The following is a 12,561-nucleotide window of genomic DNA, read 5'->3' on the forward strand; positions in this document are numbered from 1 at the left end:
ATATCTGCGGACACGTTCATGCCATCATCGTCGTGCGGAGCGCGCATCCATTCGAGAACCTGCCGCATACGCACGCTATCGAGGCCCTCGTCGCTGGCATAGAGGCACGCGATCTCGCTATCGTTGATGCAACCGACAACACTGCCTTCAAGTTCCTTTTCCACAATGGCAATATTGCGTGCCATGATCCGGGCCAAGGCGACATCTCCCATGATCCCGCCAATATGGTGATAGTTGCGGACCTTGATCAAAACCAAATCGACACGGCCTGGTTTGCCCGTCGAAGAAAGACTGTCAGGATCGCTGCCGATATCGTCGTCTTGAGCGGACCATAACCGATCTCGTAAAATCCGAAACGGCTGGCAGGATGGAGAAGGCACTCACACGTGTTTTTCCCCACCCAGGGCCTTGATCACCGGAAGCACCGAATATTGGCCGATTTCAGCGCGATCGGTCAGCGCCCTTAGATAGCCTCCCGGCGAACGGATATCATCGATGCGCTGAAGAATGGCAGCAATCGTGATCGATGCATTGATATCGCCCATGGTTTTGCGCGCCCTCTCCCAAGCATCAGGCGATACACCCAGCATCGATCGGACTAGTCCCGCCGTCTGCATCAGATCACGCCAGTCCTCAATACCGTCTCGGGAATAATCGATGATTTGCGGGCAAACGCTTAACACGGCCTCCAGCGGCATCGGAACCGATTTCGTTTCAAGATCAGGCCAATCACCGGCCGGACCGCCCTCACCGCGGTTTTTATTTCGCCGGACCGCTTCCAAGCGATTTCTCATATTGTTCAGCGCAACTATTCGCCTGGGCTCGTTGTTTTCAGATTGCAGCTCAGCAGAGCGCTTCTGGCCGGTTTCTTTGGCCCTTTCAAATGGGTGATCTATATTTGAATTCTGAATATGGTGCTCAAAGGAAGAGTCACTGGCGCTCATTTCTTTATCTGAAAGAGATTCCAGATAGGATTTCTCAACTCTCTCTCTCAATCTTGCAAGGGCATCACACCGCACCCGCAGTACCTCCAGAGGCAGGTGCCTGCTTACTCGTCCCGAAAGCGCCGCCAGCTCATCTGCGTATGTTTCCCAATCACCCGCACGTTCCTCGCCAAGCCCGGCATCTATGGTCTTGGATACGTCCCGCAGATGGATGGTGATTTCGCTGCGGACGCGATGAACGGCTCGCGCGAGATCCCTAGCTTGAACCGCATGGGCCTCGATTTCGCCTGCCCGTAGCGCCAGCGGCGAAAGGTCGAAGCCAAAAGCATGTTCGATCTCGCCGGTTTCGCCGCGCCGCGCATAACGTTTGCCATTGGGACTGTCCCGGCGAATGATCAGGCCCGTTTCGACGAGCGCTGAAAGGTGCCTGCGAATTGTCGCAGAGGACATGCCGCGGGTCCGCAGGGAAAGCTCCGCATTGGATGGAAAGACAATCAGCGGCGCACTGCCGTCCAGCATCGTCTCGGGATAGAAGCTCAATAGTGCTTCCAGAACGGCAATTGTGCGGTCCGAGAGAAAAAACGCTGTACGAGCCTCGGTCAATGAACGCAGCAGCGCCCACTTTTCCGGGTGATTTCTGTCAGTACCCGCCAGTTTTTCGCGGGCCCGTGCTGTCCTTTCTTGCACGGCAAACATGGCGTGCGACAGCGAACGGCCGCCAAACGGCGTCGTTGCAAAACGATCGGTCATGGTCCTCTACCTCAAGTTGAGGCAATGAAAAGGCCTGCCGAAACGCGTCCGACTCTTGACAAGTCTGGGTGGAAGTGATTCTCTAAAATTGCTACATTGAAGAGGGCTTCCGGGGCGGTAACGTTCTGGGGGCCTTTTTTCTTGCCGTTATTTCCTTCGCTTTCGTCCTTTTGAACTGTCCAGAACCGAATTGCGGTTTTGGGGCTTAACGCTTACGCAACCAACCGGTTTTGCAACGACTGAAGTCGCAATGCTATTTGTCACTTGACCGGCTATTGTAGCGGGCAAGCAATGTCTCGAGCTCCCCCGTTACGAAGACCGCAAACTCTTGCGGAATATGCTCGGCAAAGGTCAGAACCTGTCTTCCCTTGTCTGAATTCAACTGCGCGATTGCACGGGTGCCTGAGTATTTGTTGCCAACGGCCGACTGCATATTGCGCGGCGCCAATGCGACAGGCTCGACGCTTTTCAGGAGCCGCTCGAAGATGCGATTGAAGCGCGCATTGCTGTCAGCAGCGCTGAATGGCTCCAGCGTGATCTCGTTCAGTGCGGCAGCCTGCGCGTCGCTTGATTTGAGCAACTCGGCAAACCGGACCCAGCGCGGGCGGCCTATCTTTGGCGCGGGACCGATAGCGCGGACAACCGTGGCGGGTACGGCTGCCGCAACCTGCAGAAACCGCGTCATCTCCGCCTTGTCCAGGGAGAGTGCATCCTGGACAAGACCGCGCTCGAAGCCCCGCTCGACAAGATTGCGGGCAAAGAAAGCGCGTTCGATAAAGGATAGATCGCGGCGCTCTGTGTTTTCCTTGCCCTGCGCCAGGATGAGCTGCACATCGGTGAGATTGCGGACGATAGCCTGCACCGGCCTGGCGATACGCCGAGCAGCGCGCAAGCGGCGATGGCCATAAGCCGTCTGGTAGTGCCCCTGTTTCTCCGGGTGCGGACGAACCAGGATTGGAACCTGCTGTCCATTTTGCCGGATACTTTCGACCAGTGCCTCGAAGCTGTCATCGGATCCGGAATCGTGGCTGAGCCGGTCTTCGATGAATGAGCTCTCAACAAGCGCCGGATCGAGCTCGACGACCCGCTCGCTGCCTTCGAAAGTCTCCTTCAGCCGCCGTGCATCCTCGATCTCCTTCGATATTCCGCCAAGTGACAGGCCCATCGCCTTGATCGCGCCAGAAGCTGCCCGCTGCTTCAACGGCTCTACCGAAGCGCTCTGCTGTATTGGGGGCAACTCGGCTGGCTTCTGCTCGGGCGCCGAATTAGTCTCTACTGTCTCAAACAGTGCCTTGAGTTGATCCCTGCGATTCTTGTCGGCCATCATCGCACCCTCACCCCGGCCTGTTCCAGGCCCTGAAGATCAAGCCCTGAATCTCAGAGTTGACGGAAGTCAGCGATTCAAACGCGCGGTCATAGGTAGCGCGGGTGAAGCTGTCGCGGGAAACCTCATAAAGCGTCTGCTTGGTCAGGCCTGCATCGGAGAAAGCCGTCGACTTGACCACCGAGTTCGTCAGCACGCGCTCGCCGAACAGGGAGCGCAGAAAACCTGCGATTTGTTGCTGAGGTGCATCATTGGGTTCGAAGCGCGTAATGAGATAGCGCATGAAGTCAAAATTGAGTTCACCGCCCGCTTCGCGCACAACGGCGAGAAGATCCGCCGTCATGAACAAGAATTGGCTCATCGAGGCGACATCAAGCATCTGCGGATGAACAGTCACCAGCACCGATGTTGCCGCACAAAGCGCGGAAAGCGTCAGGAACCCAAGCTGCGGGGGACAGTCGATGACGACGACATCATAATCATCCGAAACCGTATCCAAAGCGGCCTGAACACGAGCGAAGAACAATTGCTGCTCGACGCTCTGCGTGCCATGCTGCCGATCCGCCAGCATTTGCGGTGTCGTGTGTTCGAATTCCTGCAATTCGAGATTGCCGGGGATCAGATCGAGACCATCGAAATAGGTCTTGCAGATGATATCGCGCAATAGCCTCCGTTCGCCATCGTAACGAATTGCGCCATAGAGCGTATCATTGCCCGTGAGGTCGAGTTCCGGTTGGTAACCGAAGAGCGCTGACATTGATGCCTGTGGATCAAGATCGACAGCCAGCACCCGAAACCCCGCCATGGCCAGATGTTGGGCAAGGTGTGCACTCGTCGTTGTCTTGCCGGAGCCACCCTTGAAATTGGTGACCGCGATAACCTGCATATGCTCGTTGGCGCCGGGGTCGCGATGCGGAAGGTACGTTTTCGCCTTGGCGCCGCCAGCTTCGGCAAGATGCCGGCGCAGCGCATTGATCTCGGCAAGTGTATAAAGCCGGCGACCGCCACTTCCGGTTTCCGGCTGCGGGCCCTCGCCCGCGATCGAAAGCTGCCGCAGATAACCGTCCGATACGCCAATCAGCTTCGCAGCCTCGCCACTGGTGAACTTGCGCAAAGTCTTCTGGGCAGTCGGCGGAAATAACCGATTGCGCATCGCCTGCAACTGCGCTGACAGCATTTCGGCATCCGCCGCTATCGCACGGTCGGCCGGCAAGGCAACAGACAGGGACGAATCGCCTTGCAACTGGGCATCCACAGTCCGATGTGTCTGTGCTGTATTCATTATAGTCACGTGTTCATCCTGCGCGCCTGTTAACAAACTGCCTGCAGCGCTCCGGAATGATGCGCCGATTCGACAGAAAAACCAAAAGGGTAACGCTGGACAACAATTTAACGCTGCAGCTCGATACTAACACCGCGAAAACTGTGTAACGCCTATTTAGCCTATTACCCTCAAAAACCGTAACCAAATTGAGGGAAGTACCGAGTCGCGTCAAGAACTTTATCGTTAACGCAATTTAACCAATTCATTGGCAAACCGCGTTATTTTTACCACTTCTTCTTCTTGCGTTTTTGGTCGGCTGGCTTGGGCTCGAACAGGTCGCTATCAGGTGCGTCCTTGGTATCCGGAGCCTGCATTTCAGTTGATTTCACTGCTGTTGATTTCGTCTCGGCAGGGGACTTCGAAGTGGTGTCTTTCAGTGCGAATTTGATCGCCATTACAAACTGCTTTCTGATGTGAAAATTGCGGGAACGACAGAATGCTGTCCTTAGCATGGAAGCTAGACAATTTGCGCATGAAATCGAGGTGCCCCCGTCAAAAGTAGTGAGTTGTTAACCTTGGTTTTCTATTCAGATGAGGTACCCCTTCGGTAATCTCACATCGTTCCGCTGCAGGCATCATGCGTATCCCCAGAACAAATTTTCCAGTAAAAGCAGATGAATATGAGTTTGAAAGCAGCGCCGGTGAAGAGTTGGTCCGTGTGCCGGTTCCGCCGTCGCGTCCGATAGATCTCACCAACGCAAATTCGGGCGCACTTTATGAGAGCGTCGTGGTCAAACGGACGATCGCTCCCACGTCGCCCAGGCCAGCGTCCGCGGCAGCGCCGGTACCGGTACCGGCAGGCAGATTTGATGTGGGTGCATCGTCCACGCCAATTTCGAAGCGTATGTTTTCGCTATCCGAGAATGTCCGTTTCACCCGCACACCCGACAGCGAATTCATGAAAAACAAGGGCCCGGCGCCGGCAGAAGTCGCCGTAACGCCAAAGGCGGATGAGAAACGCCCGGCTTCTGGAAAACCGACGAGAAACCCGGAGGCAATCGTCATACCCCGTCGCGTTCGCGACCTGGAGTCCGGAGGGTCCCTCCTCTTCGGCCAAGTGGCGGTACCAGCGCAACCTCTCCCAGCAGTCGTCCCGTCGACCCCTGCGCCTGCCGAAGCCATCACGAAAATAAAAGCTTCGCCGTCCGAATGCTCGCCGTTGGCTTACGTATCGGATTATGCGTACTTCGAATCCGCTGACTTTATCGGAGGGATTGCATCAGTTGCGGCGGCTATCCCCGTCAAGCCAATGCCGAGATTCAGCCCCGACGAAGTCACCGCTCGCTTCCGCGTGGTTGAGCCCATTGCGGCAACGCTCAAGTCACCGCTCGTGTCGCCGTCGCTCGCCCCGGTGCGCACGGAATTAAAGCAACAAGTGGAGCCATCGTCGGAAGAGCGCCCGGAAAAGGTTGACACCGTTGATGCGGGTTTGACCGCAATTCCCGAAATTGTTCCCGCTGTCCCTCCCCAGGGCACCATCAGCCGGCGTCGCGACATAGCGCCCGTGCAACCCCCGCTCCCACCACGGCAGGTTGCGGTCGCGGATACCGTCAAACCACGCATTTTCGCTGCCCCGCGCAGTTCTTACGAAAAGCCTCCGGTAACCCTGCTACAACAAGCGGTCACGCATGATGCCGTCACCATCTCGCAGGAAACGCTAGAGCAGAACGCCGGCCTTCTCGAAAGCGTGCTGGAAGATTTCGGCATCCGCGGCGAGATCATCCATGTGCGCCCCGGTCCCGTCGTCACACTCTATGAGTTCGAACCTGCGCCAGGCGTGAAATCCTCGCGCGTTATCGGCCTTGCCGACGACATCGCCCGCTCCATGTCTGCGCTGTCCGCTCGTGTCGCTGTTGTTCCCGGACGCAACGTCATTGGTATTGAATTGCCCAATACGACGCGAGAGACAGTCTATCTTCGCGAAATGGTCGCATCCGAGAATTTTGACAAGACCAGATTTAAACTCGCACTTTGCCTTGGCAAGACCATCGGCGGTGAGCCTGTAATCGCCGAACTCGCCAAGATGCCGCATCTGCTCGTAGCCGGTACGACCGGTTCCGGAAAATCGGTCGCCATCAACACAATGATTCTGTCGCTGCTCTACCGGCTCACACCGGAAGAATGCCGTCTGATCATGGTCGATCCGAAAATGCTTGAATTGTCCATCTATGACGGGATTCCGCATCTTCTTACCCCGGTCGTCACCGATCCAAAGAAGGCAGTGATGGCTCTCAAATGGGCCGTGCGCGAGATGGAAGACCGCTATAGAAAAATGTCAAAGCTCGGCGTGCGCAATATCGATGGTTTCAACGCCCGCGTTATCAGCGCGAAGGAGAAGGGCGAAACGGTGATGTGCACCGTGCAAACCGGCTTCGACAAGGGAACCGGCGAAGCTCAATATCAGCAGGAGGCCATGGACCTCACGCCGATGCCCTATATCGTCATCATCGTCGATGAAATGGCCGACCTGATGATGGTGGCGGGCAAGGATATCGAAGGGGCGATCCAGCGCCTCGCCCAGATGGCGCGTGCCGCCGGCATTCATTTGATCATGGCGACTCAACGTCCATCGGTCGATGTGATCACCGGTACCATCAAGGCGAATTTTCCCACTCGCATCTCGTTTCAGGTCACATCCAAGATCGACAGCCGCACCATTCTCGGCGAACAAGGTGCGGAGCAGCTGCTTGGCCAGGGCGACATGCTGCATATGGTCGGTGGCGGCCGTATTTCGCGCGTCCATGGACCTTTCGTTTCAGACGAAGAAGTCGAAAAGGTCGTTGCGCATCTGAAGACTCAAGGGCAGCCGGACTATCTCGATACGGTCACGGCCGACGAAAGCGATGAAGAAGCTGCGGACAGTGACGATAGTGCAGTCTTCGACAAGGGGGCCATGGCTGCAGAAGATGGAAACGAGCTCTACGATCAGGCAGTCAAAGTCATGCTGCGTGACAAAAAATGCTCGACGTCATACATCCAGCGACGGCTGCAGATCGGCTACAATCGCGCCGCTTCGCTGGTGGAGCGAATGGAAAAGGAAGGGCTGGTTGGCCCCGCCAATCATGTCGGCAAGCGCGAGATTCTCAACGTCAACAGGGACACAGCTTAATCAACGCGGAAGGTTGCTATTGTCGCAGAGCAGCCTTGATGGGCTTCAACGGCGAGCATCTGATTTTGATGAACTCGTTGGGCGAACGTCCGACAATGGCGGTGCGTGCTACGAAAGCCTGTCCCTGCATCCCGCACATCATGGCGTTGCTGGTTTGAGGCCCGTAAATCACATCCAGCGCCGTGTTGGATTGGCAATCCATCGGCGATAGACTTGTTGAGCAAATGAGTATTACAACCTGGAGCATGCTGGCATCCTTTTGCAACAGTTGCTCCTCCCGATTCTTGCAGAGTACGGAAGTTTTGCTGCAATGCAACCATTTTGCTGCACTGCAATAGAATCGGCTGTTCCCAAATGAGAAATGCGCTCGGTTCCTGAGCTTACTGTTCCAAGGGATCGTCGAGTTGGTGACGCTTGATGAGCTCTTCCCGGATCAGTTTCTTCGCGACCTTGCCATAGGCGGATTTCGGCATCTCCGGCCAGAACACAAGGCGCTTCGGCATTTTGTAGCGAGCCATCTTGCCGTCAAGCCAGGCAATGACCTCCTCGGCTGCCGGCGCAGTACCCGGGCGGGCAACGCAGACCGCAAGACCCACCTCGCCCCATACCGGATCCGGAATACCCACTACCGCCACTTCGCTGATGTCCGGATGGGTTAATATCTTCTCCTCGATCTCGCGCGGATAGATGTTGGAGCCGCCGGAAATATACATGTCCGAGGCCCTTCCGGTGATGAAGAGAAACCCCGCTTCATCCATGTGTCCGAGATCGCCGGTACGGAACCAGCCATTGCGAAAGGCTTTCGCATTGGCTTCCGGATTGTTGTAATAGCCAGCAAAAACGGCAGGGCCGATCACGCAAATCTCGCCGGTTATGCCGGGCGAAACTTCATTTCCGCTGTCATCCTGGATCGATATTTGCATTCCGGTACGCGCATAGCCGCAGGTGCCCGGCCGCGTATCCTCGCTGTGTTCCAGATGGTGTTCGGTCGGCGGTAACACAGTAATATTGCCGGTCACCTCTCCCAGTCCAAAATACTGCACGATCACCCGCCCCAGGGTCTTTAGGGCATTGATCTGATCGGTCCGGTACATGGGTGCGCCCGCATAGACCACATAACGCAATGACGAATGATCCCGCTCCTGTACCGCTGGATGTTCGGTCAGCATTTTCAGGATCGTGGGCACGGTAAACATGTTGCTCACACGCCATTTTTCGACAAGACGCCAGGCTTCGGCAATATCGAGCTTTTCTGTTGGTAGCAGGATGGTCTTTGCACCTCTGGCCACCTGCGTCAGCTGATGAATTCCTGCGCCGTGAGATAGGGGTGCGACCACGAGCGACGCATCGTCGTGCGTCGTGCCCGGCATCAAGTCGCACAAATGGTTGGTTACCACGAATCCCATCTGACCGTGGGTCAGTACAGCAGCCTTGGGCCGCCCTGTCGTGCCAGAGGTGAAAAAGAACCAGCACGGATCATCATGATCCACAGGGGCAGTAAACACCGTTTCAGTATCGAAACGATCTACAATATCGTCGTAATCCTCGGCAAAATCGGCTTTTCCAATCGCGATGGCGAATTCCATCACTGCACTCGTTTGCCGGCAAGCTTCGACGTGCTCTGGAAATGAATTCCCGCAGATCAAGCCTTTTGCGCCGCTCGTTGCTGCCAGATACGCCACTTCGTCTGATGTCTGCCTGAAGTTAGCTGGAACCCACACCGCTCCAAGTTGAAAACACGCGAACATGGATTCGAACATCTGGTTGCAGTTCTGTGATTGAACGAGGACCCGGTCGCCTTTGACCACGCCGAATTCCTTTTGCAACGCTGCGGCCATGGCATTGACACGGCGCTGCAGTTGCGCCCATGTCCATGTTTTTTCGCCCCAGACAAGTGCAATCTCCTTTGGGAAACGGCGTGCCGATTGGGCGAGAAATCCGTAAAGATTCATCACCCGTTTTGACATGGGTTCAACAACCAATCCATGTTTCGCAGTCATGGCGCCACCTTCGACGTGTACGGCCGTTTTGGCCGATCATTGGAAGTTTGAAGATGCGCCAGCCGCGCTTCGATTTTTCTCGTCTCACCTTGCATCAAAGCAGCGAGTTCCGCTTGACGTGAAGGCTGCATGCGGCTGTCAATGGCTGCAATGCTGAGGGCGCCGGCTGGTCGTCCATCCGGATAGCGAATGGCGAGACCAATGCCCCAGGAATTGGTAAGAATGAGCCCGGGATTGAGGGCAAAACCGTTTTCGCGGGCTGTCGCAACGTCAGCGCGAATGCGGTCGGGATAAAGGTTTGGATACTCGGCCAGGAGGGCGGCTTCGTTCAAGGCTAAGATAGCTTCAATCTCGTCATCCGGCATCGCGGCCAGGATCGCCAGTGACCCGGCGCCCACGCCCAAGGGATGGCGATAGCCAGCCTGCAATGCATGGGTGCGAATCGGATAGGTGCCTTCCTCACGATGCAGACAAACGGCGTAGCTATCGCGCTGGATCGAAAGGAAGCTGGTGTCCTGTGTTTTGGCCGACAGAAAACCAAGGCTGTCGCGGGAGATTTGTAGAAGCCCATAGCGCCGTGTCGCAAGGGTGCCAAGTACATAGGCTTCCTGACCGAGATAATATCGTCGGGTCAAACTATCCTGTTCCAGCAGGCCAGAGCGTATCAGCGCCAGAAGCAGACGGCGCGTCGTGGGTTTGTTGAGACCGCTTTGTTCCACTATATCAGTCAACGTGCTGCCGTCGTCGCCGGAATAGCTGACAAGACTCAAGAGACCAAGCGCCCTGTCAACGCTTTGCGAACCATTGAGACCTTTTATCGGTCTTACCTCTTGCTCCATCCCAATTCCTCTTATTGATCCATATTGTGGATCATTTTATTCGTTTGTGGAACTATGCCACAACGCGGTGGCCGGTAAACCGAATTTGGAGTTCATAATATGCTACTCATCCTGCGACGGCTTTCGGCGGTGACCGGTGTCTGAACGGTTTCTGCTACAACCCGGGCCTCCGCGCTTAAAACGCTTCGAGAGTTTTGAGGGCGTCGGCCGATGGCTGGAATTCACTCTTGAACCTGGCCAAAACATAAATGATGCCATTGCCCGGCCGCTTCAGGCGTCCGGCTTCACAGCGGCTTCACTAGTTCTTGCCGGCGGAGCTTTCAATCCATTCCACTATCTTATGCCGGCGCTTGCCACCGACGGGCATCACGCTGCCTGGTATAGCGATTTATTCTCGCCGGCCGGCGAAACGCGGCTTGAGAACGGTAATGTTACCTTTGGCGAGCGTGACGGCGCTCCTTTTATCCATTGCCATGCCATCTGGACCGAGCACGACGGCAAGCGTGGTGCCGGCCATGTCCTGCCGCATGAAGCGATCATCAGCCGGCCCATTCATGCAATTGCCTGGGGTGTCGAGAACGTGCGCATGGTATCGGAGCCCGATGAAGAGACCGCCTTCACGCTCTTTCATCCGGTACCTTCAAAAGCGGCGATCACCGCCAACAATGGTCCGCGCACGGTGATCGCGCGTGTTGGTCCCAATGAGGACCTCATCATTGCCCTGGAGGATATCTGCCGGAAACATGATTTCGCTGCAGCAAAATTGCGCGGCGGCTTAGGCAGCCTGATCGGCGCACGCTATGCGGATGGTTCCAAAGTAGACGATATCGCAACCGAAGTCTTCGTCACCCAAGGCTTCGTCACGCGTCAGCCAACCGGAACACATGTCGATATCGTTATGGTCGACACCCAGGGCAATATCACATGCGGCGAGCTCCTTCGCGGTGAAAACCCCGTCTGCATCACATTCGAGCTATGCCTGGAAGAAGCCTAACGATCCCTGACCTCCTCACGAGCGCCGCTCGTGTTCATCGGGGTAGCTGAGACTCTGCAATTCCCTTGGATCGACCCCCGCTATCCTTCGCAAAACTGCTCGCGCCAGTTCTCGCCCGGCATGGCGAACGTCCTCATTGAACACGATGATCTGCGGGCGGAACCATTGCAGCACATCGGTTGACTGCTTCGAGACAAGGTCAACATCCTCGCCAATCTTCAGTCCGGCGGCTTCAATACCCGCAACCAGCGCAATGGCCGCGCTGCCACTGCAGCAGACAATGCCGTCGGGGCGGTTTGGGGTCGACATGATCTCCTCCATCCGGTTCCGGATACGGCCGAGCGAGGTATCGACATCAATATCGGACACAGCAACGGTACTTGCGCCTCCCTCCCCCACCGCACGCGAGAAACCCCGATCGAGGTGCCGGTAATAGGTGACCGAAGGTGACGGGCCCGCAAGCATGGCGATCCTGCGACGTCCCTTTGCCAGCAGGCTCTTCACCGAGAGATAGGCGAAGGCCTCGTTGTCGAAATCATGGAAGGGATGTTCGATCCCCATCTCTGTCCGGCCATGTGTAGCGAACGGAATACCATGTTCGGTTAGGTAGCGGACGCGCGCATCATCCGGCTCCGTACGTGACATGATGATCCCGTCGGCCGAGCCCGTTTCGACGATGTAGCGTATCGGCTGCATCGGGTCATTTTTCACCGAATAAGGCGTGACGGTCAGATGATAGGGCGTCTCCGAAAGCACTTCGGAAATTCCATAAACCATGTTGGAGGTGAGCCCCATGATCTCCGACTGGGCATTGAGCACGAGGCTGATGACATTGGTCTTGCCGGTACGAAGACGCACACCGGCACGGTTCGGCCTGTATCCAATCTGCTTGGCGATCAGCTGAACACGATTCCTGGTCGCCTGGCCAATTTCGGGTGCATCCTTGAGCGCGCGCGAAACAGTGGTGACACCAAGCCCCGCCATGAAGGCAATCGTCTTCAACGTCGGCCGCTCGCCTTCAACGGGCCCGGCATCGATTACCGCCTTCTGATCGCCTTCTGTCGTCTTCATATTCAATTGGCCTTCAAGCCGTTCTTCGATGAACCTGTATCGTTTTACAAAAATACCGCAACTCGAAACTTTTTAACTGCTGTCACAACGTGATCCTAGACGATATTGGCGCTACTTGGCAATCACACCCAGTAATCACAATTGCCTATTTCCCTGAATTTGCAAGATTATCCGGCAATTTGACAAACCCGTCACATCAATTTCGA

11 protein-coding genes are annotated in these 12,561 nt (G+C 56.1%); 3 read left to right on the forward strand and 8 right to left on the reverse strand.

Annotated elements, in window-relative coordinates:
• Window positions 1-32: 32 nt before the first annotated feature.
• Window positions 33-335: a hypothetical protein gene (locus C7476_RS28335; RefSeq protein ID WP_210207813.1), complete on the forward strand. Its 303-nt coding sequence runs from the start codon at window positions 33-35 to the stop codon at window positions 333-335.
• Between the two features lie 45 nt (window positions 336-380).
• Here the strand turns inward: C7476_RS28335 and repC are convergent, their stop codons facing one another.
• The 4 genes from repC to C7476_RS28340 all read right to left on the reverse strand — a co-directional run bounded on the left by repC (window position 381) and on the right by C7476_RS28340 (window position 4,737).
• Window positions 381-1,694, reverse strand: a complete 1,314-nt coding sequence (repC, locus tag C7476_RS23310; RefSeq protein WP_114432247.1) for a plasmid replication protein RepC — start codon at window positions 1,692-1,694, stop codon at window positions 381-383.
• A gap of 253 nt (window positions 1,695-1,947) precedes the next feature.
• Window positions 1,948-3,021: a plasmid partitioning protein RepB gene (gene repB, locus C7476_RS23315; protein ID WP_114432248.1), complete on the reverse strand. Its 1,074-nt coding sequence runs from the start codon at window positions 3,019-3,021 to the stop codon at window positions 1,948-1,950.
• A 7-nt stretch (window positions 3,022-3,028) separates the two neighbouring features.
• On the reverse strand, window positions 3,029-4,300 hold the full coding sequence (repA, locus tag C7476_RS23320) for a plasmid partitioning protein RepA (protein WP_245426509.1): 1,272 nt from the start codon (window positions 4,298-4,300) through the stop codon (window positions 3,029-3,031).
• Window positions 4,301-4,566: 266 nt separating this feature from the next.
• The gene (locus C7476_RS28340; RefSeq protein ID WP_181872573.1) at window positions 4,567-4,737 is read right to left on the reverse strand and encodes a hypothetical protein; all 171 of its coding nucleotides are present in this window, start codon (window positions 4,735-4,737) and stop codon (window positions 4,567-4,569) included.
• 182 nt (window positions 4,738-4,919) lie between these two features.
• On the opposite strand from C7476_RS28340, the gene C7476_RS23325 reads away from it, so the two are divergent.
• The gene (locus C7476_RS23325; RefSeq protein WP_114432249.1) at window positions 4,920-7,451 is read left to right on the forward strand and encodes a DNA translocase FtsK; all 2,532 of its coding nucleotides are present in this window, start codon (window positions 4,920-4,922) and stop codon (window positions 7,449-7,451) included.
• A 16-nt stretch (window positions 7,452-7,467) separates the two neighbouring features.
• Here the strand turns inward: C7476_RS23325 and C7476_RS23330 are convergent, their stop codons facing one another.
• The 3 genes from C7476_RS23330 to C7476_RS23340 all read right to left on the reverse strand — a co-directional run bounded on the left by C7476_RS23330 (window position 7,468) and on the right by C7476_RS23340 (window position 10,290).
• On the reverse strand, window positions 7,468-7,698 hold the full coding sequence (locus tag C7476_RS23330) for a hypothetical protein (RefSeq protein WP_114432309.1): 231 nt from the start codon (window positions 7,696-7,698) through the stop codon (window positions 7,468-7,470).
• A 133-nt stretch (window positions 7,699-7,831) separates the two neighbouring features.
• A complete protein-coding gene (locus tag C7476_RS23335; RefSeq protein WP_114432250.1) occupies window positions 7,832-9,451 on the reverse strand; it encodes an acyl-CoA synthetase in 1,620 nt (539 codons plus the stop codon).
• Entirely contained in the window at window positions 9,448-10,290 is an 843-nt protein-coding gene (locus C7476_RS23340) for an IclR family transcriptional regulator (protein WP_114432251.1), read from the reverse strand. The genes C7476_RS23335 and C7476_RS23340 overlap by 4 nt, the downstream gene beginning before the upstream one ends.
• Window positions 10,291-10,426: 136 nt before the next feature.
• On the opposite strand from C7476_RS23340, the gene C7476_RS23345 reads away from it, so the two are divergent.
• Window positions 10,427-11,284, forward strand: a complete 858-nt coding sequence (locus tag C7476_RS23345) for a PCC domain-containing protein (RefSeq protein WP_114432252.1) — start codon at window positions 10,427-10,429, stop codon at window positions 11,282-11,284.
• Between the two features lie 15 nt (window positions 11,285-11,299).
• Here C7476_RS23345 and C7476_RS23350 read toward each other — a convergent pair whose 3' ends face one another.
• Entirely contained in the window at window positions 11,300-12,355 is a 1,056-nt protein-coding gene (locus C7476_RS23350; RefSeq protein WP_114432253.1) for a LacI family transcriptional regulator, read from the reverse strand.
• Window positions 12,356-12,561 lie beyond the last annotated feature (206 nt).

It is taken from the genome of Phyllobacterium bourgognense, assembly GCF_003337575.1.
Lineage (GTDB): Bacteria > Pseudomonadota > Alphaproteobacteria > Rhizobiales > Rhizobiaceae > Phyllobacterium > Phyllobacterium bourgognense.

Bases quoted from the DNA above. Each gene is read 5' to 3' on its own strand.
- C7476_RS23335 (WP_114432250.1), bottom strand. From the start codon at position 9,451: ATGACTGCGAAACATGGATTGGTTGTTGAACCCATGTCAAAACGGGTG.
- C7476_RS28340 (WP_181872573.1), bottom strand. From the start codon at position 4,737: ATGGCGATCAAATTCGCACTGAAAGACACCACTTCGAAGTCCCCTGCC.
- C7476_RS23325 (WP_114432249.1), top strand. From the start codon at position 4,920: ATGCGTATCCCCAGAACAAATTTTCCAGTAAAAGCAGATGAATATGAG.
- repB (WP_114432248.1), bottom strand. From the start codon at position 3,021: ATGATGGCCGACAAGAATCGCAGGGATCAACTCAAGGCACTGTTTGAG.
- repC (WP_114432247.1), bottom strand. From the start codon at position 1,694: ATGACCGATCGTTTTGCAACGACGCCGTTTGGCGGCCGTTCGCTGTCG.
- C7476_RS23330 (WP_114432309.1), bottom strand. From the start codon at position 7,698: ATGCTCCAGGTTGTAATACTCATTTGCTCAACAAGTCTATCGCCGATG.
- C7476_RS23340 (WP_114432251.1), bottom strand. From the start codon at position 10,290: ATGGAGCAAGAGGTAAGACCGATAAAAGGTCTCAATGGTTCGCAAAGC.
- C7476_RS23350 (WP_114432253.1), bottom strand. From the start codon at position 12,355: ATGAAGACGACAGAAGGCGATCAGAAGGCGGTAATCGATGCCGGGCCC.
- repA (WP_245426509.1), bottom strand. From the start codon at position 4,300: ATGAATACAGCACAGACACATCGGACTGTGGATGCCCAGTTGCAAGGC.